At 72.0% G+C, this 24,693-nt stretch carries 24 protein-coding genes and 3 pseudogenes; 16 read left to right on the top strand and 11 right to left on the bottom strand.

The features are described from left to right. Positions 1–44: 44 nt before the first annotated feature. The 3 genes from AB0E14_RS11405 (at position 45) to AB0E14_RS11395 (ending at position 3,334) form a co-directional block, all read left to right on the top strand. A complete protein-coding gene (locus AB0E14_RS11405) occupies positions 45–1,352 on the top strand; it encodes a histidine kinase (RefSeq protein WP_362415100.1) in 1,308 nt (435 codons plus the stop codon). Beyond that, a complete protein-coding gene (locus tag AB0E14_RS11400) occupies positions 1,349–2,008 on the top strand; it encodes a response regulator transcription factor (RefSeq protein ID WP_362414990.1) in 660 nt (219 codons plus the stop codon). The genes AB0E14_RS11405 and AB0E14_RS11400 overlap by 4 nt, the downstream gene beginning before the upstream one ends. A 123-nt stretch (positions 2,009–2,131) precedes the next feature. Then, a complete protein-coding gene (locus AB0E14_RS11395; protein WP_362414987.1) occupies positions 2,132–3,334 on the top strand; it encodes a cytochrome P450 in 1,203 nt (400 codons plus the stop codon). Between the two features lie 57 nt (positions 3,335–3,391). Here AB0E14_RS11395 and AB0E14_RS11390 read toward each other — a convergent pair whose 3' ends face one another. Next, positions 3,392–4,969 (bottom strand): ABC transporter permease, encoded by a 1,578-nt coding sequence (locus AB0E14_RS11390; protein ID WP_362414985.1) that lies wholly within the window; start codon positions 4,967–4,969, stop codon positions 3,392–3,394. Continuing rightward, complete coding sequence (locus AB0E14_RS11385; protein ID WP_362414983.1) at positions 4,966–5,865, bottom strand: ABC transporter ATP-binding protein; 900 nt, start codon at positions 5,863–5,865, stop codon at positions 4,966–4,968. Before AB0E14_RS11385 ends, AB0E14_RS11390 begins: the two co-directional genes overlap by 4 nt. Positions 5,866–5,927: 62 nt before the next feature. Between AB0E14_RS11385 and AB0E14_RS11380 the strand changes: the two genes are divergently transcribed. Next, the gene (locus tag AB0E14_RS11380; RefSeq protein ID WP_362414981.1) at positions 5,928–6,428 is read left to right on the top strand and encodes a MarR family transcriptional regulator; all 501 of its coding nucleotides are present in this window, start codon (positions 5,928–5,930) and stop codon (positions 6,426–6,428) included. A 1-nt stretch (position 6,429) separates the two neighbouring features. Here the strand turns inward: AB0E14_RS11380 and AB0E14_RS11375 are convergent, their stop codons facing one another. Beyond that, positions 6,430–7,242: a diacylglycerol kinase gene (locus tag AB0E14_RS11375; RefSeq protein WP_362414979.1), complete on the bottom strand. Its 813-nt coding sequence runs from the start codon at positions 7,240–7,242 to the stop codon at positions 6,430–6,432. 142 nt (positions 7,243–7,384) lie between these two features. Between AB0E14_RS11375 and AB0E14_RS11370 the strand changes: the two genes are divergently transcribed. The 3 genes from AB0E14_RS11370 to AB0E14_RS11360 all read left to right on the top strand — a co-directional run bounded on the left by AB0E14_RS11370 (position 7,385) and on the right by AB0E14_RS11360 (position 9,787). Further along, complete coding sequence (locus tag AB0E14_RS11370; protein WP_041129953.1) at positions 7,385–8,668, top strand: adenylosuccinate synthase; 1,284 nt, start codon at positions 7,385–7,387, stop codon at positions 8,666–8,668. A gap of 148 nt (positions 8,669–8,816) precedes the next feature. Continuing rightward, positions 8,817–9,452 (top strand): DUF6232 family protein, encoded by a 636-nt coding sequence (locus AB0E14_RS11365; protein WP_362414976.1) that lies wholly within the window; start codon positions 8,817–8,819, stop codon positions 9,450–9,452. Then, on the top strand, positions 9,449–9,787 hold the full coding sequence (locus tag AB0E14_RS11360; RefSeq protein ID WP_362414974.1) for a hypothetical protein: 339 nt from the start codon (positions 9,449–9,451) through the stop codon (positions 9,785–9,787). Before AB0E14_RS11365 ends, AB0E14_RS11360 begins: the two co-directional genes overlap by 4 nt. 112 nt (positions 9,788–9,899) lie before the next feature. On the opposite strand, the gene AB0E14_RS11355 is transcribed toward AB0E14_RS11360, so the two are convergent. Next, positions 9,900–11,756: a serine/threonine-protein kinase gene (locus AB0E14_RS11355; RefSeq protein ID WP_362414972.1), complete on the bottom strand. Its 1,857-nt coding sequence runs from the start codon at positions 11,754–11,756 to the stop codon at positions 9,900–9,902. Positions 11,757–11,770: 14 nt separating this feature from the next. Then, positions 11,771–13,303, bottom strand: coding sequence for a substrate-binding domain-containing protein (locus tag AB0E14_RS11350; protein WP_362414970.1), 1,533 nt, complete (start codon positions 13,301–13,303; stop codon positions 11,771–11,773). A 212-nt stretch (positions 13,304–13,515) separates the two neighbouring features. On the opposite strand from AB0E14_RS11350, the gene AB0E14_RS11345 reads away from it, so the two are divergent. Together AB0E14_RS11345 and AB0E14_RS11340 are read left to right on the top strand one after the other, a co-directional pair. Continuing rightward, positions 13,516–14,457, top strand: coding sequence for an NADP-dependent oxidoreductase (locus AB0E14_RS11345; protein WP_362414968.1), 942 nt, complete (start codon positions 13,516–13,518; stop codon positions 14,455–14,457). Positions 14,458–14,695: 238 nt separating this feature from the next. After that, positions 14,696–15,604, top strand: a complete 909-nt coding sequence (locus AB0E14_RS11340) for a glycoside hydrolase family 19 protein (protein ID WP_362414966.1) — start codon at positions 14,696–14,698, stop codon at positions 15,602–15,604. Positions 15,605–15,676: 72 nt separating this feature from the next. Here the strand turns inward: AB0E14_RS11340 and AB0E14_RS11335 are convergent, their stop codons facing one another. From AB0E14_RS11335 to AB0E14_RS11325, 3 genes and pseudogenes are all read right to left on the bottom strand, one after another. Further along, complete coding sequence (locus AB0E14_RS11335; RefSeq protein ID WP_362414964.1) at positions 15,677–15,991, bottom strand: hypothetical protein; 315 nt, start codon at positions 15,989–15,991, stop codon at positions 15,677–15,679. Between the two features lie 137 nt (positions 15,992–16,128). Further along, positions 16,129–16,233, bottom strand: a pseudogene (locus tag AB0E14_RS11330) (DUF397 domain-containing protein); the annotation flags it as partial. A 2-nt stretch (positions 16,234–16,235) separates the two neighbouring features. Beyond that, positions 16,236–16,414 (bottom strand): annotated as a pseudogene (locus AB0E14_RS11325) (Scr1 family TA system antitoxin-like transcriptional regulator); the annotation flags it as partial. A 13-nt stretch (positions 16,415–16,427) separates the two neighbouring features. Between AB0E14_RS11325 and AB0E14_RS11320 the strand changes: the two are divergent. Further along, positions 16,428–16,652 (top strand): annotated as a pseudogene (locus tag AB0E14_RS11320) (hypothetical protein); the annotation flags it as partial. A gap of 40 nt (positions 16,653–16,692) precedes the next feature. Continuing rightward, complete coding sequence (locus tag AB0E14_RS11315) at positions 16,693–18,363, top strand: DUF4157 domain-containing protein (RefSeq protein WP_362414962.1); 1,671 nt, start codon at positions 16,693–16,695, stop codon at positions 18,361–18,363. Here AB0E14_RS11315 and AB0E14_RS11310 read toward each other — a convergent pair. Both AB0E14_RS11310 and AB0E14_RS11305 read right to left on the bottom strand, forming a co-directional pair. Then, positions 18,360–18,830 (bottom strand): helix-turn-helix domain-containing protein, encoded by a 471-nt coding sequence (locus AB0E14_RS11310; RefSeq protein ID WP_362414960.1) that lies wholly within the window; start codon positions 18,828–18,830, stop codon positions 18,360–18,362. The two genes, AB0E14_RS11315 and AB0E14_RS11310, sit on opposite strands and share 4 nt — an antisense overlap. Beyond that, complete coding sequence (locus AB0E14_RS11305; protein WP_362414958.1) at positions 18,827–19,420, bottom strand: DJ-1/PfpI family protein; 594 nt, start codon at positions 19,418–19,420, stop codon at positions 18,827–18,829. Before AB0E14_RS11305 ends, AB0E14_RS11310 begins: the two co-directional genes overlap by 4 nt. A gap of 192 nt (positions 19,421–19,612) precedes the next feature. Here AB0E14_RS11305 and AB0E14_RS11300 point away from each other — a divergent pair, with 192 nt between their 5' ends. From AB0E14_RS11300 to AB0E14_RS11290, 3 genes are all read left to right on the top strand, one after another. After that, positions 19,613–20,974, top strand: coding sequence for an aspartate aminotransferase family protein (locus tag AB0E14_RS11300; RefSeq protein ID WP_362414956.1), 1,362 nt, complete (start codon positions 19,613–19,615; stop codon positions 20,972–20,974). A 97-nt stretch (positions 20,975–21,071) separates the two neighbouring features. After that, entirely contained in the window at positions 21,072–21,767 is a 696-nt protein-coding gene (locus AB0E14_RS11295; RefSeq protein ID WP_362414954.1) for a GntR family transcriptional regulator, read from the top strand. A gap of 134 nt (positions 21,768–21,901) precedes the next feature. Continuing rightward, on the top strand, positions 21,902–22,552 hold the full coding sequence (locus AB0E14_RS11290) for a hypothetical protein (RefSeq protein WP_362414952.1): 651 nt from the start codon (positions 21,902–21,904) through the stop codon (positions 22,550–22,552). 63 nt (positions 22,553–22,615) lie between these two features. Here the strand turns inward: AB0E14_RS11290 and AB0E14_RS11285 are convergent, their stop codons facing one another. Beyond that, positions 22,616–23,371 carry an SLATT domain-containing protein gene (locus AB0E14_RS11285; RefSeq protein WP_362414950.1) on the bottom strand — a complete coding sequence of 252 codons (756 nt, stop codon included), beginning with the start codon at positions 23,369–23,371 and terminating at the stop codon, positions 22,616–22,618. Between the two features lie 271 nt (positions 23,372–23,642). On the opposite strand from AB0E14_RS11285, the gene AB0E14_RS11280 reads away from it, so the two are divergent. Further along, positions 23,643–23,981, top strand: a complete 339-nt coding sequence (locus AB0E14_RS11280; protein WP_362415098.1) for a YbaB/EbfC family nucleoid-associated protein — start codon at positions 23,643–23,645, stop codon at positions 23,979–23,981. A gap of 103 nt (positions 23,982–24,084) precedes the next feature. Next, positions 24,085–24,684, top strand: coding sequence for a recombination mediator RecR (gene recR, locus AB0E14_RS11275; RefSeq protein ID WP_362414947.1), 600 nt, complete (start codon positions 24,085–24,087; stop codon positions 24,682–24,684). The last annotated feature ends 9 nt before the right edge of the window (positions 24,685–24,693 follow it).

Here is a 24,693-nt window from a genome sequence, read left to right as displayed (position 1 = left end):
GATCCGCCGTCATGGTGACGACCGCGTCCGTGGCCCCCCGTACCGTGAAGGGCGTGACAGACACCCGTGAAACGAGCCGCAGCCCCGAGTTCCGCCTGGCCCAGGGCGCGCTCGGCGGGCTGCGCCAGGACCTCTTCCACAACGCCTTCGACTACCGGCCGCTGCCCCCGATGGCGGTCGACGGGCCGCTGACCCGGCGCCTGCCCGAGCGGATACGCAGCAAGGTCCGCTGGACCCCCCACGCGATCGTGGGTGCGTGCGCGCTCTTCGTCTTCGCGATGGGGATGGACCTCGGACCCGGCAGCGGGGTGTTCGCCCTCGTGTTCGCCGGGATGCCGGCCGCGGCCGTGCTGCTGACGCTGGTGCGTCCGGTGCTCGCGTTCTGGGCGGCGCTGGCCTTCACCCCCTTCGTCTCCTTCCTCGCCGAGTACGGCTACGGCTGGCCGTGGGGCCCGACCTCGGGCATCGCCCAGGTCGTGGTGATGACGGTGGTGGCCGCCCGCACCCGGCCCCGCACCGGCGCCTGGATGTGGGTGGTGACCCTCGCGTACGCGTTCTTCGCCACCACGCTCAGGGGCGGCAGCGACAACGCCCTGTCGGTCCTCTTCCCCTCCGCCCTCGCGCTGCTCTTCGTGACCGTCCTGCAGGTACGCCGCGAGGCCGAGAAGACCGTGACCGCGCAGCAGACGGTGACGGCCGTGGAGCGCTCCAAGCGGACCCTCCTCGAAGAGCGCACCACCATCGCCCGCGAGCTCCACGACGTGGTCGCCCACCACATGTCGGTGGTCGCCATCCAGGCCGAGGCCGCGCCGTACCGGGTCGAGAACCCGCCGCCGGAGCTGGAGCAGGCCTTCGTCACCATCCGCGAGAACGCGGTGGCCGCCCTGACCGAGCTGCGCCGCGTCCTCGGGGTCGTACGGGCGGAGGACTACGAGGCCCCCGACGCCCCGCAGCCCACCCTCGCCGAGCTCGACGGGCTCGTCGGCAACGTCCGCGAGGCCGGGCTCGACGTCGAGAAGACCGTCACCGGCGCGGTCCGGGAGCTGCCGCAGGGCGTGGAGCTGTCGGCGTACCGGATCATCCAGGAGGCGCTGTCCAACGTGCTGCGGCACGCGCCGGGCGCGGCGGCGAAGGTGGAGGTGAGTTACGTCCTCGGCGGCCTCGGTCTGCGGATCGTCAACGGGCCGGCGAGGGGACTCGTCAAGCCTTCCCCCGGGGCCGGTCACGGGCTCACCGGGATGCGCGAGCGGGTGACGATGCTGAACGGTGAGATGACGGCCGAACCGGACGAGGACGGCGGCTTCGAGGTCGCCGTGTTCCTCCCCGTGAGCCGTGAGGAGTCGGACCAGTGATCCGGGTACTGATCGTCGACGACCAGATGATGGTCCGCGAGGGCTTCTCGGTGCTGCTCGGCGCGATGCCGGACATCGAGGTGGTCGGCGAGGCCGTCAACGGACGCGAGGCGATCGCCCAGGTCGCGGCCCTGCGCCCGGACGTCGTCCTGATGGACATCCGCATGCCGGAGCTGAACGGCATCGAGGCGACCCGCGAGATCGTCGCGGCGGACGCCGACGCGAAGGTGCTGGTCCTGACCACCTTCGACCTCGACGAGTACGTGTACCAGGCGCTGCGCGCCGGTGCCTCGGGCTTCCTCCTGAAGGACGCCTCCGCCCGGCAGCTCGCCGACGGGGTGCGGGTGGTGGCGGCCGGCGAGGCGCTGCTCGCGCCGACCGTGACCAAGCGGCTCATCACCGAGTTCGCGAAGGCGGCCGAGACGCCGAAGGTGGCGGCGCTGTCGCAGGTGGGGGAGTTGACCGAGCGGGAGACCGAGGTCCTGGTGCTGATCGCGCAGGGCCTGTCGAACGCGGAGATCGCCGACCATCTGGTCGTCGCCGAGTCGACGATCAAGACGCATGTGAGCCGGATCCTGGTGAAGCTGGGGCTGCGCGACCGCACGCAGGCGGCGGTCTTCGCCTACGAGGCGAGGCTCGTGCAGGTGGGCGGGTAGGGCCACCGCGGGGGTCCGGGGGTCCGGTGGGGCGGCGGGGCGGTCGGGCGCGGGTCCGGCGGTCCCGCGGTACGGCGGACCCGCGGGGGTCCGGCGCCGGGGGCCGGCGGGTAGGTTCCGTCCATGGACGCTCCCTTCGACCCCTGGTCGCCGGACTTCATCGCGGACCCGTACCCCGCCTACGCCGAGCTGCGCGCGGCCGGCCGGGCGCACTGGTACGGGCCGACCCGGCAGTGGCTGATCCCGCACTACGAGGACGTGTCGGCGCTGCTGCGCGACCGGCGCCTGGGCCGCACGTACACGCACCGCTTCACGCACGAGGAGTTCGGGCGCACCGCCCCGCCCGCCGCGCACGAGCCGTTCCACACGCTCAACGACCACGGGCTGCTCGACCTGGAGGCGGCCGACCACACCCGGATCCGGCGCCTGGTGTCGAAGGCGTTCACCCCGCGCACGGTCGAGAACCTGGCGCCGACGGTACGGCGGCTGGCGTCCGGGCTGGTCGCCGGACTGGTCGAACAGGGCGGTGGAGACCTCCTCGCCGATGTCGCCGAGCCCCTGCCCGTCGCGGTGATCGCCGAGATGCTGGGAGTGCCCGAGGAGGACGAGGAGCGGCGGATGCTGCGGCCGTGGTCGGCCGACATCTGCGGGATGTTCGAGCTGAACCCGTCGGAGGAGACGGCGCGCCGGGCGGTCCGGGCCTCGCTGGACTTCTCCGCGTATCTGCGGGAGCTGATCGCGCGCCGCCGGAAGGCGCCGGGGGAGGACCTGATCTCGGCCCTCGTGGGGGTGGAGGAGCTCACCGAGCAGGAGGTGGTCTCCACGTGCGTGCTGCTCCTGAACGCGGGCCACGAGGCGACCGTGAACACGACCGTGAACGGCTGGTGGACCCTCCTGCGCCATCCGGAGCAGCTGGCGGCGCTCCGCGCGGACCCGGCCGGACTGTTGTCCACAGCTGTGGAGGAGATCCTCCGCTACGACACGCCGCTGCAGATGTTCGAGCGCTGGGTCCTCGACGACATCGAGGTCGGTGACGTCACGATCCCGCGCGGCTCCGAGGTCGCGCTGCTCTTCGGCTCCGCCAACCGCGACCCGGCCCGGTTCGCCGACCCGGACGTCCTGGACCTGTCCCGTACGGAGAACCCGCACATCACGTTCGGCGCGGGCATCCACTACTGCCTGGGCGCCCCGCTGGCCCGCCTCGAGCTGACGACCCTCTTCGCGGAGGTGCTGCGGCAGGCCCCGACCCTGCGCCTCGCGGCGCAACCCGAGTGGAATCCGGGGTACGTCATCAGGGGTGTTCCGGAGCTGCTGGTGGAGCTGTGACATGCGCGAGGGCCCCTTCGCCGGGGCCCTCGCGCACGCGCTCTCACGTTCGTACGGTCACGCGGTGATCAGGTCCCGCTGCCGCAGCCGCCACAGGCCCGCCGCCGTCAGGGCCGCCGCGACCGCCGTCAGGGCGAGGACCGGCCCCCAGGCCATCTCCTGGCCCGGCAGCTTCGCCAGGTGCCCGAAGGGCGAGAGGTTCAGCACCGACTGGGGCAGGTCGAGCGCCGGGCCGATCCAGCCGAGCGCCAGGCACAGGCCCGCCACGCCCCACCCCGCCACGGCCGCCTTCGGGAACGCGCCCCACAGCAGGACCGCGAGACCCGCCAGGGTCCAGATCGCGGGGAGCTGGGCCAGCGAGGCGCCCAGGATCGGGCCGAGGTCCTTGCCGTACGTGAGGTACAGGCCGAGGCCGCTCAGGAGCATGATCAGGGCCGCGCCCGCGAAGGCGATCACCAGGTGGCCGGCCGCCCAGGCGATCCGTCCGACCGCGTTGGCCAGGATCGGCTCCGCCCGGCCCGAGGTCTCCTCGCCGTGCGGCCGCAGCACCGAGCCGACCGCGTACAGCGCGGCGATCATCCCGAACATGCCGATCATCGTGGCGAGGAACGCGTTGGTCAGACCGCTCTGACCGCCCATCCGCTCGAAGATCTCCCGCGCCCGCTCGTTGTCGCCGACGATGTCGGCGGCCCCCTCGACCATCCCGCCGAAGACCAGCCCGCCGAGCAGGAAGCCGAGCGACCAGCCGAGCACGGTCCCGCGCTGCAGCCGCCAGGCGAGCGCGCCGGCCGTGGCGAGCCGGCCCTCCGCCGGTCCCGGGCGGGTCGGCAGGAAGCTCATGCCCACGTCACGCCGTTCGGCGAGCCCGTAGGCCACCGCCGTCTGGACGACCACGGCCGCGGCGATCAGCAGCAGCACCCACCAGCGTTCGCCGGCGAAGGCGCGCACGTTCTCCGCCCAGCCGATCGGGGAGAGCCAGGTCAGCGCGGAGCCGCCGGACGCGTCCCCCGCGTCACCGGCCGCCCGCAGCACGAAGGCGAGACCGAGGACGGCGGAGGTCATGCCCTTCGCGAGCCGCGCGCTCTCCGTCAGCTGGGCGACGATCGCCGCCATGGTGGCGAACAGCATGCCCGTGCCGCCCACCGCGAGGCCGAGCGCGAGCGCCCCGCCCGCGCCCTGCCCCGCGAGCCCCGCCGTGATGACGAGCGCGACGCCAGCGTTGGCGACGAGCGCCGCGAGCAGTGCGGCGGTCAGCGGGGCGCGGCGGCCCACCACGGCGGAGGAGAGCATCTCCTGACGCCCCGTCTCCTCCTCTTCCCTGGTGTGCCGTACGACGACGATCAGGCTCATGACGGCGGCGAGCACGGCGGCGAAGGTGCCGAAGCGCCAGGCCACGAGCCCGCCGAGGGAGTCGCCGAACACCGGTCCGTAGAGCGAGCGCATCGAGCTGTTGGCGGTCATCGACGCGGCCAGCTCGGTGCGTTGCGCCTGCGTCCCGTACAGCCCCTCCAGGGAGCCGACGCCACTGGCGACCATCCCGCCGGTCACGAGGACCCAGATCGGCAGCATCAGCCGGTCGCGGCGGAGCGCGAGGCGGGTGAGCGGGCGGGTGCCCGCGAGGCTCAGGGTGCTCATCGCGCGTTCGCCTCATCGGTGGCGTAGTGGCGGAGGAAGAGCTCCTCCAGGGTGGGCGGGGTGCTGGTCAGCGAGCGCACACCGGACGCGGTGAGCGAACGCAGTACGGCGTCGAGCTTGTCGGTGTCGACCTGCAGGCGCACCCGCTGCCCCCGGATGTCGAGGTCGTGGACGCCGGGGAGGTCGGCGAGCCCGTCGGGCGCGCCGGCGAGTTCGGCGGAGACGCTCGTCCGGGTGAGGTGGCGCAGTTCGGCCAGCGAACCGCTCTCCACCGTCTGCCCCTTGCGGATGATGCTGACCCGGTCGCAGAGGGTCTCGACCTCGCTGAGGATGTGCGAGGAGAGCAGGATCGTGCGTCCGCGCTCCCGCTCCTCCTCGACGCAGCGCTGGAAGACCTCCTCCATCAGCGGGTCGAGGCCGCTGGTGGGCTCGTCGAGGATGAGCAGGTCGACATCGGAGGCGAAGGCGGCGACGAGGGCGACCTTCTGCCGGTTGCCCTTGGAGTAGGTCCGGCCCTTCTTGGTCGGGTCGAGCTCGAACCGCTCGACCAGCTCGGCCCGCCGGGCCTTGTCGAGGCCGCCGCGCAGCCGTCCGTAGAGGTCGATGACCTCGCCGCCGGAGAGGTTGCGCCAGAGCGTCACGTCTCCGGGCACGTAGGCGATCCTGCGGTGCAGCTCGACGGCGTCGCGCCACGGGTCCTTGCCGAGGAGCTGGGCGGCGCCGGAGTCGGCGCGCAGCAGCCCGAGAAGGACCCGGATGGTGGTCGACTTGCCGGCGCCGTTCGGGCCGAGGAAGCCGTGGACCTCGCCGGTCTCGACGGTGAGGTCGAGGCCGTCCAGCGCGTGGGTGCGGCCGAACGACTTGTGCAGTCCGGCCACCGTGATTGCCTTCGTCATGGTTCAGAACGTACGCTAGTTTCACAAATTTGTGAAGTTAAGGAACCGTATAAAGTTGGGGGATGAGCGAGATGACGACCACCGGCGCCGCCGACGACGCGGCCGTGTCCCGATTCGTGGAGCGCTTCGCCGCCGAACTCACCGAGGCGGGCATGCAGCGCATGGCCTCCAGGGTCTTCGCGGCCCTGCTGTCCTCCGAGAGCGCGTCGATGACCTCGGCCGAACTCGCCGACCGCCTGCAGATCAGCCCGGCGGCCGTCTCCGGCGCGATCCGTTACCTCAGCCAGGTCGGCATGGTCAGCCGCGAACGCGACCCCGGCTCGCGCCGCGACCGCTACGTCCTCCACAACGAGGTCTGGTACGAGTCCCTCACCCGCCGCGACGCGATCCTGACCCGCTGGGAGAAGGTGCTCCGCGACGGCTCCGAGATCCTCGGCCCGCACACGGCGGCGGGCCGCCGGACGGCGGAGACGGCGGAGTTCTTCGAGTTCCTCCAGAAGGAGATGCTGAGCATGCTGGACCGCTGGCGGGCCTACAAGGCCGCCGGCGGCGCGACCGGCTGACTCAGCCCTTCGGCAGCGTCAGCCCCCACGCCCCCTCCCGCACCGTCCACGTCCGCCTCCGGACCGGGCCCGAGACCACGGTGTCCGCGCGGTAGCGGAAGTCGGGGCCCGAGACCGTCAGGGTGCGGGCGTCGGCGTGGACGGGGGGCGCCGACGGGGGCCGCACCGTGATCGCGGCCAGGCCCGCGAGGGACCGTACGCTCACCCCCTCCACCGGCGCGTTCACATCGCTGAGCAGCACGCCGTCCGCCTCCACCCGCAGCCGGTGGACCCGCGGCGCGGTCTGCGCCGGGGTCGGCCGGACCAGGGTGCGGACCAGGGAGCGGCAGGTGTTCCAGACGGTCGGTGGGGCGGGGGTGGGGACGGTCGGTGCCGGTGGGCGGCCGGCCGGGATGGTGAGGTCGCCGAGCACGACCCCGTCGCTGTCGTCGACCAGCAGGTCGAGCCGGCGCGGCACCCCGTCGAGCACCGACCGCGCCGCCGCGACCGTGCCGCGCGGCACGCCGAGGGCGTACGCCACTTCCAGCGAGCCCGGCGCTCCGATCGGCACCAGGGACAGCGCTCCGTCCGCGAGCTCACGCTCGCGGTGCAGGAACGTCACGGTGCGTAGCAGCGCATGGTCGTCGCCGAGCACCACCGGGCGCCGAGAGCCGCGCCGGGCAAGGGCCCGGGAGAATTCCTCCGGGCTGTCCGGCAGGCAGATTTTCGCCTCTGCCCCCGCACACAACACATCTTTCGCGATCCGTACGGACTCGCCGTCACTTCGGCGGGCGACCGGGTCGATGACCACCAGCAGCTGGTCGTGAGCCGACACCTCGGTCCTTCCTCGGGTAGCATCTTTGTGCAAGAGCCCCTTGCGCTATTGCGCCAGGGGCTTCGTCTATTCCGGGGCACACCGGTGAGGCGGCCTCGGCCCCTGACCTTGGACATGCCCCACCCGGAAGGGGTGTACGCCTGTGCCCGCACTTGTGCTGCTCGGTGCTCAGTGGGGTGACGAGGGCAAGGGAAAGGCCACCGACCTCCTCGGTGGATCCGTTGACTATGTGGTGCGCTACCAGGGCGGCAACAACGCCGGCCACACGGTCGTCGTAGGCGACCAGAAGTACGCGCTGCATCTTCTCCCTTCCGGAATCCTCTCCCCGGGGTGCACCCCGGTGATCGGGAACGGTGTCGTCGTCGACCCGGCTGTCCTGCTCTCCGAGCTGAGCGGACTGAACGAGCGAGGCGTCGACACGTCGAAGCTCCTGATCAGCGGCAACGCGCACCTGATCACCCCGTACAACGTCACCCTCGACAAGGTGACGGAACGGTTCCTCGGCAAGCGCAAGATCGGCACGACGGGCCGCGGCATCGGCCCGACCTACGCCGACAAGATCAACCGCGTCGGCATCCGGGTCCAGGACCTGTACGACGAGTCGATCCTCACCCAGAAGGTGGAGGCGGCGCTCGAGGGCAAGAACCAGCTCCTCGCCAAGCTGTACAACCGCCGCGCGATCGACGCCGCCCAGATCGTCGAGGAGATGCTCCAGTACGCGGAGCAGATCAAGCCGTACGTCGCGGACACCACGCTCATCCTCAACAACGCGCTGGACGAGGACAAGGTCGTCCTCTTCGAGGGCGGCCAGGGCACCCTGCTCGACGTCGACCACGGCACGTACCCCTTCGTCACCTCCTCGAACCCGACCGCGGGCGGCGCCTGCACCGGCGCCGGCGTGGGCCCGACGAAGATCAGCCGGGTCATCGGCATCCTCAAGGCGTACACGACCCGTGTCGGCGCGGGCCCGTTCCCGACGGAGCTCTTCGACGCGGACGGCGAGGCGCTGCGCCGCATCGGTGGCGAGCGCGGTGTCACCACCGGCCGTGACCGTCGCTGCGGCTGGTTCGACGCGGTCATCGCGCGCTACGCGACCCGGGTCAACGGCCTGACCGACTTCTTCCTCACCAAGCTCGACGTGCTGACGGGCTGGGAGCAGATCCCGGTCTGCGTCGCGTACGAGATCGACGGCAAGCGCGTCGAGGAGCTGCCCTACTCGCAGACGGACTTCCACCACGCGAAGCCGATCTACGAGATGCTGCCGGGCTGGTCCGAGGACATCACCAAGGCCAAGACCTTCGCCGACCTGCCGAAGAACGCGCAGGCGTACGTGAAGGCCCTGGAGGAGATGTCGGGCGCCCCGATCTCCGCGATCGGCGTCGGCCCGGGCCGGACCGAGACGATCGAGATCAACTCCTTCCTCTAGGAAGACCCACCCGAGGGCCCGCACACCGTCACCCGGTGCGCGGGCCCTCGGCCATGTGTGCGGCAAGGCCGGAATCGGCCTTGTGGAGAGGGCGCGCCACCCTCTTAATGGGCTTCCACTCAGGCACGGTTCCATCTCAGGGGGAAGCATGGAAACGACCGGCCCGCACGTCCCACCGACACCGCCGTCCGAGCCGCCGCCGTCGGGACCACCGGCCGGCCCGTGGCGGTCCAGCGCTCCGCCCGGCCGGTCCGACGACGTGAGCGTCGTCGACGTCCGCGTCAGCAAGCGGCTGCTGTGGGTGGGCGAGGCCTGCTACCCGCTGGCCAACATCACCCGCCTCCACGGCCACACGGTCCGGCCCAGGCGGAACGAGGCGTTCAACAAGTTCCTGCTGCAATTGGTGCTCACCGTGGTCGCGGTGGGCCTGCTCGGCTCGGCGGCCGATTCCGACTCGTCCTCCGACAACGAGCTCATGCGGATCGTGCTCTACTCCGCCGCCGGTTTCCTGACGTACGCGCTGGTGAGGCTCTGCACGGTCCTCTTCTCGCGGACCTACCACGTGCTGACCATCTGGACCGCAGGAACCGCGTACGCCCTGCTCACCGCCAGGGAGTCGGGGGCGCTCCGCGAGGTGCTCCACCAGATCAGCCACGCGATCGAGAACCCCGGCGCCGAGTTCCGGATGCGGGTGCAGCATCTGGCGATCAACCCGAAGAACTACACCTTCGGCGACACGGTCAACATGAACGGCGGGACGAACAACACGGGGGTCTCGAAGTGACGGCCGGAGACAGCAACACCTTCTACGGCGACGTCGTGAACATGAACGGCGGCACCGGGAACCAGGGCATCGTCCACCACCATGCCTCGCCCGCCGTGGAACAGGCGCTCCTGGCCGTCCTGGCGCGGGTGGACGCGCTGCGGGGCGACCTGGGTCCCGAGGAGTGGCAGGCCCTCGACGACGCCCGCCCTGCCCTTGAGGCCGGGGACGGCGTGCCGGACGGAGCGCGGCGCAGCGCCCTGCGGGCGATCCGGTCCGTGGCGGAGGCGGCCGGCAGCATCGGGCAGCCCCTGCTCGACGCCACCCGGGCCGCCCTCCAGCTCCTCGGCGTCTGACGGCGGTCAGCCCGCCGGTCAGCGCACCGGTCAGCCTGCGGCCAGCGCACCGGTCAGCGCGCCCGTCAGCCCGCCGGTCAGCGCGCCGGTCGCCTGCCGGCCAGCCCGCCGCTCAGCGCCGGTAGTACTCGCCCGGCTCCCCGTCCAGCATCGGGTACACGAGCAGTCGCTCCCGCCCCTTGAACCGGTCGACCGTCACATAGCCGCCCGTGCCCACGCGTTCGCAGTCGCGGTCCGAGGCGTCCAGGTCGGCCGTGCCCGGGGCGATGACGAGCGGTGGGCCCGCGGAGGCGAGCAGGGACGTGAAGGTGCAGGTGACGCTGTCCGACATCGGCGCCCCCTGGTCGTCCAGGCGGGGGAAGCTGCGCTGCGTGCGCAGCACGGGCGCGCCGATCGGGCCCTGGGTGATGGTGACCTCGTCGCTGTAGCGGTCGGCGTTCTCGCCGTAGATCAGCGGGTCGTTCTCCATCTTCCAGGAGCCGACGAAGGCCGCGGGGACCATCGCCGTACCCGTGCGCGCCTTGCGGAAGGTGGCCTTCGCCGCGCCCGAGGACCACTCCAGGACGTCGGGGGAGCGCAGCGTCAGGGTCTGGTGGGCGAGCGGGGTGCACCGCTGGGAGGGGACGCTGGTGGTGACGTCGGACTCGCCGAGGACCACCTTGTCCTCGTCGGCGGAGACGAGCCGCGAGCGGCCCATGCACATCTGCTCCTCCGAAGCCCGCGTGTACACGGCGGCCTTCGCGCCCGCCGCGCCCTGGCTGATCTCGATCCGCGCCGCGTCCCGCGGGCTGTCCGCCGAGCCGCGCAGCACGCCCTCCCAGGCGCCCAGGAACGCGGCCGGCACGATCCCGGCCGGGCTCGGGGTCACGCTCACGGTCTCGCCCCCGGCCCCGTTCTTCCCCCCGTCCGCCCCGGCGCCCCCGTCGGGCCAGAAGGCGTACGTGAGGCCGGCCGCGGCCGCCACGACGAGGGCGGTGGCCGCCGCCAGCAGGGCGGTACGGCCCCGGCGCCCGCCCGGCGGCTTCGGCGCCGCCGGTACGGGAGTGTCCTCGCCCGGGGCCGCGGTGAAGGCCGTCGGGGTCGCCTCCGCCTCCAGGATCCGGGCCGCGTGCCGGCCGAGCCGGGCCAGTACGTCCGCCGGCAGCCACGGGTCGGCCACCGCGATCGTCTCGACGAGTTCCTCGGCGGACGGGCGGCGCGCCGGGTCCTTGGCGAGGCAGGCCCGGACCAGGCCGCTCAGCTCGGCCGGGAGGTCCGTCAGGTCCGGCTCGTCGTGGGCGATGCGGAACATCGTGGCGTGGACGCCGCTGTCCGCCGTACCGAACGGGGAGCGGCCGGTCGCCGCGTACACGAGGAGCGAGCCCAGGCAGAAGATGTCGGACGCGGGGGTGAGCTTCTCGCCGCGCACCTGCTCGGGCGACATGAAGCCGGGCGAGCCGACGAGCGCGCCGGTGCTGGTCAGCCCGCCGTCGGTGACGGTCTCCACGGCGCGCGCGATCCCGAAGTCGATGAGGCGCGGCCCGTCGACGGTCAGCAGCACGTTCCCCGGCTTGAGGTCGCGGTGGACCAGACCGGCGGAGTGCACATGGGTGAGCGCGCGGGCGACCCCTGCGGCCAGCGTGCGCACCGTCGCGGGCGGCAGCGGCCCGAACTCCTCGCCCACCACCGTCCGCAGCGAGGGCCCGGGGACGTAGCCGACGGCCACCCACGGTGCCTGGGCTGTCGTGTCCGAGCCGAGGACCGGCGTGGTGCCCGTGCCGCCGACCCGCTCCAGGGCGGCGACCTCGCGGGCGAACCGGCGCCGGAACTCGTCCTGGGCCGCCAGCTCCGCGTGCACCACCTTCACCGCGACCGTCCGGCCGCCCGACGAGCGCGCCAGGAACACCCGGCCCATCCCGCCGGCTCCCAGGCGTCCGAGCAGACGGAACGGACCGATGCTGACCGGGTCTTCCGCGTTCAAAGGCTCCACGACGGAAGAGGATCTCATCCTTCGCCGCAGATCCGCAGACCCTTGGGCGTCGCGCACGGCAGGTGGCCGTGGGTGCGGATGACGTCCTGGCCGCGCCCCTGCCGCAGATAGGTGAGGAAACTGGAGGTCAGCGAGTCGGCCGGCGGCTCGCCCCAGGTGTAGGCGTACTCGATCTCCCGGTACGGGTACGTCGACGCGCCGATCTCGTCCACGTTCGGGACGCGGCCGTCGATGGCCACCTTGTGCAGCCCCTTCTGCCCGCTCACCGCCCGCAGTTCGGTGTAGCCGATGGCCCCCGGCAGCTTGGCGACCGTCGACAGGACCTGGGCGGTGCTGTCCAGTTCGCAGCGGGTGACGGGGGCCTCGCGGTCGTCCCGGTTCTCGCAGTCACGCGAGGAGTTCGCGGGCTCGTTGCGGCCGAGGACGCGGCGCTGGAAGACCTCGCGGGTACCGGAGTTGGCGTCCCGGCTGACCAGCAGGATCCGGCGGTCGGGGCCGCCGGGGATCTGCTTCCAGTTGTCGATCTCGCCCCGGTAGATGGCCTGGATCTGGGCGACGGTGAGGTTCTCGACCGGGATCTCGTCGTTGAGGACGAGGGTGAAGAGGGAGACCGCGACCATGTTCTCGCGCAGCTGCGGGAAGCCGCCGGGCTTGCGGCCGTCGGAGAGCGCCACGACGGCCGGGGCGCCCTTGCCGCCGCTCGCCTCGCCGGCCGTCGCCAGCTCCCGTATCCCCGCGGTCGAGCCGTGCGCGTCCACGGTGATCGTGGAGCCCTCGCAGTCCTTCTGGTACTTGCCCGCCAGCTCCCGCACCGCCGGGGCGAAGGCGGTCGAGCCGGTGATTTCGAGGGTGCCCTTGGCGCAGCCGATGGGCGGCGGGGCGTCGCGGGCCACGATGAGACCGGCCAGGGTCACCACGCAGGCGGCGAGGACGAGCGTGATGTTGCGGGCGGCAGGGCTGAAGGTCGGCGTCTTGTCGTCGACGCTCCGGGACTCGTTGCGGTGCACGTCCACGGCGTCACGGATGCCGGTGATCTGGATGGCGCGCTCGGTCACGCTGCCGGAGAGCATCACGAGCAGCTTGAAGTACTGCTTGCGCTCCAGCGACACCTTGGGCAGCAGGACGGACGTGCCCTCCTTGCGCAGCCCCGGCCCGGCCCGCATCTCGTCCCGTACGGGCTCGTACTCCTGCGGGATGGTGGCGACCACCGCCTTGACGTCCTTGTCGCTGAAGGTGATCTTCAGCCCCTCGGTCTCGGTGGCCGAGGTCGAGCGCACGTAGTCGCCGTGGTCGATGTCCCGCTGGCCGTCGTTCTCGATCCGGAGCAGGACCAGGTGGGAGCCGTTCTCCGCGATGTCGCCGACGCGCAGGGTCAGGGTGCCGGCCGTCTCGGCTCCCTCGCGCAGGGGCGTGTTGAGCTGCACGCGGTACCCGAGCCGCTTGCCCCGCTGCTGGAAGCGCTCGTACGCGACCACACCGGCGGAGACGAGGACACCGAGGAGCGCGGTGACCACGGCGATGACGTTCTCGGCGGTAACCCAGTCCACGGACGTGACGGTACGGACGCGTGTGCGGATCCGTGGGGGAGGTCGCTTTCCGCCACCAGGAGTTCTCCGTTCGTTCAGTTCTTTCGGCCACGGCGTCCGCCCACCGCCTCCGGCCACCGCATCCGCCGGGCACGGGTTGGCCGAACAACGGTTGCCGGGGGTGGTGACCGTGGGTGTAATGGCCACGAGGGGGCCTGGCGGAGAGGAACCCCATGCGTGTCGTCGAAGTGACCGCCTACGGCGGCCCTGAGGTCCTGAGAATGGCCCGCCGCCCGGAGCCCGAGGCCGGTGAGCGGCCCGGCATGGTCCGGGTGCGGCTGAAGGCGGCCGGGGTCAACCAGGCCGACCTGCGGATCCGCGCCGGCCGGTACGCCGACGTCGTCGGTGAGCTGCGGCCCCCGTTCGTCCTCGGGACGGACTTCGCGGGCCGGCTGATCGACCCCCTGCCCGACATGCCGGCGGGCACCCGTGTGGCCGGGTTCGTCCCCTGGTTCGAGGCGCTGACCGGCGAGGGCACGTACGCCGAGGTCATCTGGGCCGAACCGGACTGGGTGGCCCCGATCCCGGACGACGTGGACTACACCGTGGCCGCGTCCGTCCCGCTCGCCGCGGCCACCGCCCAGCGCGGCCTGGACGTGCTCGACCTGCCGCAGGGCGCCACGCTGCTCGTCTCAGGGGCGAGCGGAGTGGTGGGCAGGCTCGCGGTCCAGTACGCGGCGGCCGCCGGGCTGCGCGTGGTCGCCATCGCGCACGAGGGCGACCAGCACGAGCTGAAGGTCCTGGGCGCCGAGCACCCCGTGGAGCGCGGCACCCCGGACGAGATCGTCGAGCGGGTCCTCGCCGCGGTCCCCGAACGGGTGGACGGGGTCTTCGACGGCGCCTTCCTCGGCGCCCCGCTGCTCGAGTGCGTGAAGGGCGGCGGCACCTTCGTCGCTCTCGTCCCCGACCGCACGCCCGCCGCCGAACGCGACATCCGGGTGGAGACCGTCCTCGGCAGGCCGGACGCGCCCCGGCTGAAGGAGACCCTGGAGAAGGTGGCGGCCCGCGAGATGATCACCCGGGTGGCGGACGTGATGCCCCTGGAGGAGGTCGCGGAGGCCCACCGCAGAGCGGAGGCGGGTCACCGGCCGGGCCGGATCATCCTCATGATCTAGCCGCGTCGGTACGACGAAGGCGCCGAGCACCGGAAGGTGCTCGGCGCCTTCGTCGTACCGGGGCCGGTGATGTGCCGGTGAACTGACGCGCGCCGCACGGTCACACGGCGCTGTCACCCAGAACTGTCACCCCCGAACTGTCACTCCGAACTGTCACTGTGATGTGTGTTGGTCTAGACCTTGACAGGTCCAGACCAAACCCGCTTCGCTGGCCTTCCCCCACGGAAGGACCAGCGACATGACGCGTCGCCTGCTCATACTCCTGTCCGCACTCTGTACGGCCATCGGTCTGGCCGTCCTCCTCCCCGTCTCGACGGCGGGCGCGGCCGCCGCCTGTGCGGCCGCGTGGAATTCGTCCAGCGTCTACACGGGCGGCATGACCGCCTCGCACAACGGCCACAACTGGCAGGCCAAGTGGTGGACCCAGAACGAGACTCCCGGCACGACCGGCGAGTGGGGCGTCTGGGCCGACCAGGGCACGTGCGACGGTGGGCCGACCACTCCGCCCACCACCCCGCCGCCGACGTCCGGATTCGTCGTCAGCGAGGCCCAGTTCAACCAGATGTTCCCGAGCCGGAACTCCTTCTACACCTACAGCGGCCTGACCGCCGCCCTCAGCGCCTACCCCGCGTTCGCCACCACCGGCGGCGACACGGTGAAGCGCCAGGAGGCCGCCGCCTTCCTCGCCAACGTCCACCACGAGACCGGCGGCCTGGTCCACATCGTGGAGCAGAACACCGCCAACTACCCGCACTACTGCGACAGCAGCCAGCCCTACGGCTGCCCCGCGGGCCAGGCCGCGTACTACGGCCGCGGCCCGATCCAGCTCTCCTGGAACTTCAACTACAAGGCCGCGGGCGACGCCCTCGGCATCAACCTGCTCAGCGACCCGTACCGCGTCGAGCGCGAAGCGGCCGTCGCCTGGAAGACCGGCCTCTGGTACTGGAACACCCAGAACGGGCCCGGCACGATGACCGCCCACAACGCCATGGTCAACGGCGCCGGCTTCGGCCAGACGATCCGCTCCATCAACGGGGCCCTGGAGTGCGACGGCAAGAACCCGGCGCAGGTCCAGAGCCGTGTCACCAAGTACCAGCAGTTCGCCCAGATCCTGGGCGTGTCGCCCGGCGCGAACCTGTACTGCTGACGTACCGACCGAACAGCCATGACGATTCCCGGGACCCTCGGCGGAGGGCCCCGGGAATCGTTGTCATGTCCGTCAGCAGGGTGCGCTGATGTTCATGCAGTAGATCCAGCCGGTCGCGGGGGACGTCACCTTGTACCAGCGGTTGCCGGCCGCGTTGATCCTGCTGGTGGTCCAGTAGACGTCCTCGCCGTACGAGGTCTGGTAGACGACGTCACACCGCGCCGCGTCACAGGTCCTGATCGGACCGCCGATCGACATCACCCACCCGGCGCTCGCGCCCTGAGTGCCGGTCGTACCGGTGCCGGTCGCCTGAGCGGGGGCCACCATCGTGCTGGTCAGCACCGTGCCGGCCAGGACGCCTGCCGCGGCGAGTACGCGCATACGCATGGGCATTCCTCCGTCGCTTGGGCCCCGGGATGCGGGGCCTGACGGAGCGCCACTTTTGTCGCCGGACGGGACCGGGCGAAAGGCCCGCCCCCGTCCGGGACGCGTCCGGGACGTGTCCCGGACGGGGGTCCTCCAGGTCAGCCCTGCCAGCCGAGGAACGCGCTCCAGGAGGCCGGCGCGACGGCGAAGTCCGGGCCGTCGGTGACCTTGGAGTCACGGACGTGGACGGAGTGGGGGCAGGCGCCACCTCCAGCGTGCCCCTGTCGGCCGCGTACTCCCCCTCAACCCCGCATCCAGCGGCAGCACCTGAAGGTTCACGTTCTTCCTCCTCGCGCACTCCGCCAGGTACAGCAACTGCTCCCGCATGACCTCCTGGCTCCCGAACGGCCGCAGCAGCACCGACTCGTCGAGGACGAGCTCGATCTCGCAGGGCGCGACCCGCTTCAACTCGGGTCCCGGGCAGGTCGCTTACGTGCCCGTGCCCGCCCTGAACGGGCGGACCTGGCCGCTGTCGTGGTGGTGTCCGCCGACGGAGCCGGGGCGGTTCGTCCACACCCTGCTGCTGCGTGCGCTCTGCACGGAAGTGCTGCGGGAGACCGTCGCCGGGCCCCTCGACCTCTGCCCTGAAGTACCTTCCGCCGCGCCGTGGCCGTCGGGTTGAGTGGGAGGTTGCCGACGAATCCCAGGAGGGGCGGAGCCCGATGCGCGAGCGCGAGAACGAGGAGGCCACCGGCGCCAAGGACGGCCGGGGCGCGAGGAACGCTCCCGCCGAGGCCGGGCAGCCACGGTCCGAACTCCTCGCGCTGCAGGGCGCCGTGGGCAACGCGGCGGTGGTCCAGATGCTCCGCCGGGCGGGCCACGGCATGGATCAGGCCGAGCACCGGCACGGCGACGGCTGCGGCCACGACGCGCCCCCGGTCGCCGCCGTGCAGCGCTCGGCCGCCCTCGCCGCCCACGCGGTCCAGCGTTCCGCCGTGCACGACGTCCTGCGCAAGCCCGGCCGGCCGCTGGACGACATCACCCGTACGGACATGGAGTCCCGTCTCGGCGCCGACTTCTCCGACGTACGCATCCACACCGACGGCGCCGCGAAGGCCTCCGCCGCCGAGGTCGGGGCCCGTGCCTACACCTCGGGCAGCCATATCGTCATCGGCGAGGGCGGCGGCGACGCGCACACCCTCGCCCATGAGCTCACCCATGTCATCCAGCAGCGCCAGGGACCGGTCAGCGGCACCGACAACGGCAGTGGGCTCAAGGTCTCCGACCCGTCCGACCGCTTCGAGCGCGCCGCCGAGGCCAACGCCCGCGCGGTGATGAGCCGTCCGGCTCCCGAGGCGTCCTCGGACGTGCAGCGCGCGGCCGCCGGTCCCGAGGCCGCGACGGCAGGGGCGGCGGAGGCGCCCGTGCAGCGCACCCTGGCGGCGGGTCTGGAGAAGGGGACTCCGGTCGTCCGGCACACGGACGAGGGGGACATCGAGGGGCACACGATCCTGAGCTTCAGGTTCGGGTCCTATCTGCTGTCCGAGGGCAAGGACGGCAAGAAGCCCCGGGCGTCCACGAAGGACAAGTCGTGGGGCACGGTCGAGGGCCGCGAGGCCTCGCGGGCCGAGTACGAAGCCGCCCGCGCGCAGGAGTTGGACCCGGCGGTCCTCGCCGCCAAGCAGAAGCAGAAGGACCTCGACCTCGGCGAGAACTACCTCAGCGCCGACTACCGTCGCATCAACCCGCTCCTCGCGGCCCTCGTCCAGGTCGGCTTCAGTCCGTCCGCGATCGGGACCCCCGGCTTCTCCTACCTGTCCAAGGAGAACGACGTCCTGCTGACGTGGCGCAACATCGCCATGGCGCGGGGCTACGCGGACGAGCAGATCACGCAGAGCTGGGACACCAAGAGCCTCGCGGACACCTTCGACATCTTCGCCCGGATCAACGGCGTGTGGGACGACTTCGCGACGCCGCCCGCGAACGAGGAGGGCAACGTCGTGCGCGGTGACAGCAAGTACATGTACGACTCGTTCGGCGGGGTCCTGAAGCAGCAGGAGAGCCACCCGGAGGGTGGCGAGGTCTCCCTCGACGAGACGATCGAATGGCCGGCGATCCTGTCGACCACGTACGGCGATCCGCTGACCCACACGTACGTGGCGGGCAAGGAGATCGTCTGGGACTTCACCCTGCCGGAGGGCCACCGCGGGCGGGAGCTCGGCAAGAACAACAAGTCCGAGCAGGAGATGACCTTCCCGATCGGCACGAGGATCCACATTCGGAAGATCCTCGTGCGGAGCGGGAAGTTCCAGCAGGCGAAGGCGGAGAAGTACGGCAAGAGCGCCGCGATCATCGTCTACGCCGACATCCTGGCGGGCGGGGGCCCGTCCTAGCGGGGCGCGGAGCCCTCCTCCGGCGCCTCCAGCGCGTCCAGTGCCCCCGAGAGCCGTTCCAGGACCCGTACGGTCTCCTGGAAGGCCTCCAGGCCGCCCAGTTCGCGGGTCAGGCGGGCCGCAAGGTCCGCGTGGCCCGGGTCGATGCGGCGGATCGCGGCGCGGCCCTCGAGGGTCGGGGCGAGGAGCTTGGCGCGGCGGTGGGCCGGGTTCGGGGCGTAGGCGGCGAGGCCGCGCTCCACGAGCAGGTCCGCGATCCGCTGCACGCTCTGCCGGGTGATGCCCATGGCGCGGGCGATCCCGGCGACCGGCAGCGGCTCGGTCAGCACGGCGCCCAGGACCTGCCACCAGGCGGCGGTCAGGCCGGCGGGCTCGGCCAGCTGCTCCGACGTGGCGAGGAACTGGCCGTTCAGCCGGAAGACGCCCAGGGCCGTGCGGGACAGGGCGTCCTGTTCGTCCCTGCTCACGCGTTCAGCTCTTCGAAGGCCGCCGGGTCCGAGTCGTGGAAGAGCCGGTACCAGGCGTCCAGCTTGGCTCCGTCGAAGGCGCCGAGCTTCCCGAGGACCTCGCGGGCGAAGGCGACCGGCTCGGTCGGCCCCGCGGTGATCAGGTCGCCGTCGGTGACCGCGTCCGTGTCGACGTAGTGCTCGCCGCCCGCGTAGCCGGTCGCGGCCAGGTAGAACGAGACGGCGCTGGTGTGCGCGCGGTCGTCGAGCAGGCCCTCGCGGGCCAGTCCTGCGGTGGCGCCGCAGATGGCGGCGACGGGGACGCCCGCGTCGAGGAAGCGGCGGGCGGTGGCCGCGAAGGGGGCGAGGTCGTCGCCCGCGTCCCAGAGGTCGGCCCCGGGGAGGATCAGCATCGCGCTGTCCTCGGGCCGGAGGTCGTCGAGCGAGAGGTCGGGCAGGATCCGCGTCCCGGCGATGGTGCTGACGGGCTTGTCGGCGACGGTGCCGACGGTCCTGACCGTGAAGCCGGAGCGGGCGAGCCAGGCGGTGGCGTGGCCCGTCTCCCAGTCGGCGAGGGTGTCGTAGACGGCGAGGTGCACGGTGCGGGGCATTGCGGGCCTCCTGCGGTTGTCGGTGCTGCCGTGGTGCTGATGACAGAAGACTGTCATGACGACAGCATGCTGTCAATGTCTTCCGTTCCACGGTCTCCGGGAGGCGGAGCACGCAACCTGTCGCGTCGCCCCCGGTCTCGGTGGACAAGATGGTCATGGCCGCTCCGACCTGCACGTCCTTACCCTGGGCATATGACCCCTCATGTCGAACCCGACCCTCAGGCCGGCGCGGCCGTGAAGGCCGCAGACCGCGCGCACGTGTTCCACTCCTGGTCCGCCCAGGGCCTGATCGACCCGCTCGCCGTCGCCGGCGCCGAGGGTTCGTACTTCTGGGACTACGACGGCAACCGCTACCTCGACTTCACCAGCGGCCTCGTCTACACCAACATCGGCTACCAGCACCCCCGCGTGGTCGCCGCCATCCAGGAGCAGGCCGCGAAGCTCACCACCTTCGCCCCCGCCTTCGCCATCGACGTACGCTCCGAGGCCGCACGCCTCATCGCCGAGCGCACCCCCGGCGACCTGGACAAGATCTTCTTCACCAACGGCGGCGCCGAGGCCGTCGAGAACGCCGTACGGATGGCCCGGCTGCACACCGGCCGCCACAAGGTGCTCTCCGCCTTCCGCTCGTACCACGGCGCCACCTCCACCGCGATCAACCTGACCGGCGACCCGCGCCGCTGGGCCTCCGACACGGGCTCCGCGGGCGTCGTGCGCTTCTGGGCGCCGTTCCTGTACCGCTCGCCCTTCTACGCCGAGACCGAGGCGCAGGAGTGCGAGCGCGCCCTCGCGCACCTCGAGGACACCATCGCCTTCGAGGGCCCGGGCACGATCGCCGCGATCATCCTGGAGACCGTCCCCGGCACGGCCGGCATCATGACCCCGCCGCCCGGCTACCTGGCGGGCGTCCGCGCGATCTGCGACAAGTACGGCATCGTCTTCGTCCTCGACGAGGTCATGGCGGGCTTCGGCCGCACCGGCAAGTGGTTCGCCGCCGAGCACTTCGACGTCGTGCCCGACCTGATGACCTTCGCCAAGGGCGTGAACTCGGGCTACGTGCCCCTCGGCGGCGTCGCGATCAGCGCGAAGATCGCCGAGACCTTCGACAAGCGGCCCTACCCCGGCGGACTGACCTACTCCGGTCACCCGCTCGCCTGCGCCGCCGCCGTCGCGACCATCGAGGTCATGGAGGACGAGAAGGTCGTCGAGCACTCCGCCCACATCGGCGAGACCGTCCTCGGCCCCGGCCTGCGCGACCTCGCGGAGCGCCACCCGTCCGTCGGCGAGGTCCGCGGCATGGGCACCTTCTGGGCGCTCGACCTGGTCAAGAACAAGGAGACCCGCGAGCCGCTCGTCCCGTACAACGCGGTCGGCGAGGCCAACGCCCCCATGGCGGCCTTCGGCGCGGCGGCCAAGAAGCACGGCCTGTGGCCCTTCATCAACATGAACCGCACCCACGCCGTCCCCGCCTGCAACGTCTCCGAGGCGGAGGCCAAGGAGGGCCTCGCCGCCCTCGACGCGGCGCTCTCCGTCGCCGACGAGCACACGGTGTGACACCCGTACCGGTCCCGTAAGGGGTGGGAAGCGTCACGGAGCCGAACCCTCCGTCTGGTCTAGGGTGTCCCGAAGCCGGACGGAGGGGACCGACCACATGCCCGCGAGCGGAGCTGTCACCCGCAACACGCTGCGGCGGCAGATCGCGGACGCGCTCCGTGACGAAGTGCTCGCCGGGCGTCTGCAGCCGGGTGAGGAATTCACCGTCAAGCAGATCGCCGAGCAGTACGGCGTCTCGGCGACCCCGGTCCGCGAGGCCCTCGTGGACCTCTCCGCGCAGGGGCTGCTCGACTCCGTGGAGCACCGCGGCTTCCGCGTGCACGAGTTCTCGATCGCCGACTACCGGGGCATGGTCGAGGCCCGCATGCTCGTCGTGGACGGCATCTTCCGCCGCCACGACCCCGTCGCCCACCCGCCGGGCCCCGACGTCTCGCGCGGGGTCGCGCTCGTCTCCATACGGCGCCGGGGCGAGGCGGCCGCCCGCGCGGCCCGCGCCGGCGACCTCGACATCCTCATCGGCTACGACATCCGCTACTGGCGCGAGCTGGCCCGGCTGGTCTCCGACAACGACTACATCGCCGACTTCCTGCACCGGCTCCGCGTCCAGGCCTGGGTGTTCTCCGTGCCGTACCTGCGCGCCGACCGGGACGTCCTCGGCTGGCTGTGGAGCGGGCACGTCGACCTCGTCGACGCCCTGACCCTCGGCGACGCGGAGGCGGCGGCCGAGGTCATGCGGGCGTACAACCGGCAGTCCCTCGACTGGGCGGCCCGCCTGGAGGCGCGGGCCCGCTGATCGTTCCTCGGCCGCTCCGGGTGTCGGGAGGCGTGTCGAGGGGCAGGTGAGGGGCAGGCCCCCCACCGGGTGTGCGGCGCCGACCGCGCCGACTACCCTGGCCGTCCCTGCAACTGACGGAGAGCGAGCCTCCCTTGGCCTGTGACCTGTGGCTGGTCCCGCTGGTGGACGTGCTGTGCCACAGCCCCGACAATCCCTTCGCCGAAGAGATCGCCGCCTACGACACGGCCCTGACCGCGTCCGGTCTGCCCACCGTCCCCGTGTACGCCTACATGCCGGGGCTCTCCGGTGACGTCGCGCCCGTCGCCGGGTTCGACTACGACGCCCTGCACTTCCTGCGCCGTGCCTATCTGCTGCACCTGTGCGGCCTGCCCGTCGAGCCGGTCGACGAGCTGGGCGGGGACTACGAACAGCTCCTGGAGATGTTCGAGACGGCCGCGCAGCAGTCCCACCTGGTCTGGCACTACGACCACGCCGGGGCGTACGTCCCGGTGGACTTCCCCGCCCCGCTCTCCACCGACGCGCTCCTGGAGGGTGGCGGCCCGCTGGGCTCCTCGCACGGGCTGCTGCGGGAGCTGGAGTTCGTCGCGCCCGTCATCGGCATCGACCCGGCCAACCCGCCGGCCCCGCCGCTGCCGCCGGAACGGCCCACGTCCCTGGAGGAGCCGGCCCGGCCGATCGCGTACGACGACAGTCCGTTCGCGCGCGAGCGCCATGTGTGGCTGGGGCTGCACGCGGCGGCGACGCGGAGCCTCGGCCAGGGCTCGATGATCATCCTGAGCTGAGGGACACGCACAGCAGAAGAAGGGCGCCCCCGAGGGGGCGCCCTTCTTCTTGCGCTCACAGGCTCAGCGGGGCTCGGGCGGCCGCTGCCGGGGCATGTTCGGGCGGGTGCCCGGGGGGAGCGGGAAGCGGGAGGACGGGTGCCCGCCCTCGGGGCGGGGCGTGCCGACGCCGACCGACTGCAGCGCGAGCGGCGCGGGACCGGAACGGAACTCGACCATCCAGTCGGCCGTCTCCGCCCGTACGAGCTCGGTGACGTCCTCCGAGAACCGGCGCAGCACCCCCAGGCACCGCTCGGCCGCCTCGCTCGCGGTGCCCTCGGTGGGCCCGAGGACCTCCCGCACGCTCTCCGACGCCCAGTCGAACTGCAGGGCCTGGAGCCGGCGCTGCACGGCCTGCGCGGTCGCCACGTCCCTTATCCAGCCCGAGGTGAGGCCGAAGTACCGGTCGCAGGCCATGCAGGCGGCGCCGAGCAGCAGGGACAGGTACCCCCAGCCGGCCGCCCCCTCGGCGACGTCGGTCAGGTCCAGGAGGGGCAGCGCGGCGCCCGCGATGACGCCCAGCGCCGTACCTATGCGCAGGGCCCGCGCGCAGCGGCGCTTCCAGACCCGGTCGGAGAGGTACCACTCGGCGGTGCGCAGCGCGTTGGACTCGACCCAGCGGTACAGCTCGTCCAGACGCTCCGCGGGCTCGCCCCAGTCGCCGAGCGGGAAGGGCGTCCCGGTCAGATCACGGCGCGCGGCGGACCGCCCGGGCTGTCCCGGTTGTCCCGGCTGCCCGGGCGGCGGCTGCGGCGGCGGCATCTCCGGCTGCTGGCTCACCGGGGCACTCCTCTGTTCAGCTCAGCGCTCGTGTCGCTCTGTGACGTGCGGTGCACGTGGTGCCTGCCCTTCCTACCGCCGAATGGTGGGCTGTGGGCCCGGAATCCCGGGATTTCCGCCCGCAAGGGGGTCTTGATCAGGTAGAGGAGCCCGCAGTTTCTCACTCGAAAGAGTTGTGGCGGCAGGCCGGGCATGGACCACGTAGGCTCGGCATACCGAACATCAGTCGTCCCGGTGTCCTGCGGATACCGGCGAAAAGCCAGGAGTGACCGTGATTCCCGGTGGTGGCCAGCCCAACATGCAGCAGCTCCTCCAGCAGGCCCAGAAGATGCAGCAGGACCTCGCCCGCGCCCAGGAGGAGCTCGCGGCGACCGAGGTCGAGGGCCAGGCGGGCGGCGGCCTCGTGCGGGCGACCGTGACCGGCTCCGGCGAACTGCGCGCCCTGGTGATCGACCCCAAGGCGGTCGACCCGGAGGACACCGAGACCCTGGCCGACCTGGTCGTCGCGGCGGTCAAGGCCGCCAACGACAACGCGCAGGCGCTCCAGCAGCAGAAGCTGGGCCCGCTGGCGCAGGGCCTCGGCGGCGGAATGCCGGGCCTGGGCTTCTGACGCGTTTCGGAGCCGCTTCCGGGCGGCTTCGCGGCCTGGGCTTCTAAGGCGCCCCGGCAGCCACTACCGTAAGAAACAAGCACTTCTGAGAAGGGCGCTGGCGTTGTACGAAGGCGTGGTTCAGGACCTCATCGACGAACTGGGCAGGCTGCCCGGCGTCGGCCCCAAGAGCGCCCAGCGGATCGCCTTCCACATCCTCCAGGCCGAGCCGACCGACGTCCGCCGCCTCGCGCACGCGCTCCTGGAGGTCAAGGAGAAGGTCAGGTTCTGCGCGGTCTGCGGCAACGTGGCACAGCAGGAGCAGTGCAACATCTGCCGAGACCCGCGCCGGGACCAGACCGTCATCTGCGTGGTCGAGGAGCCGAAGGACGTCGTGGCGATCGAGCGGACCCGCGAGTTCCGCGGCCGCTACCACGTGCTCGGCGGCGCGATCAGCCCCATCGAGGGCGTCGGCCCCGACGATCTGCGCATCCGGGAGCTGCTCGCGCGGCTCGCGGACGGCACGGTCACCGAGCTGATCCTCGCGACCGACCCGAACCTGGAGGGCGAGGCCACCGCGACGTACCTGGCGCGGATGATCAAGCCCATGGGCCTCAAGGTCACCCGCCTCGCGAGCGGCCTGCCGGTCGGCGGCGACCTCGAGTACGCCGACGAGGTCACCCTGGGGCGTGCCTTCGAGGGGCGGCGACTGCTAGATGTATGACGACAGGGG

The organism is Streptomyces sp. NPDC047981, assembly GCF_040653315.1.
Taxonomy (GTDB): domain Bacteria; phylum Actinomycetota; class Actinomycetes; order Streptomycetales; family Streptomycetaceae; genus Streptomyces.
This window is presented reverse-complemented; position numbering and strand designations above follow the sequence as displayed.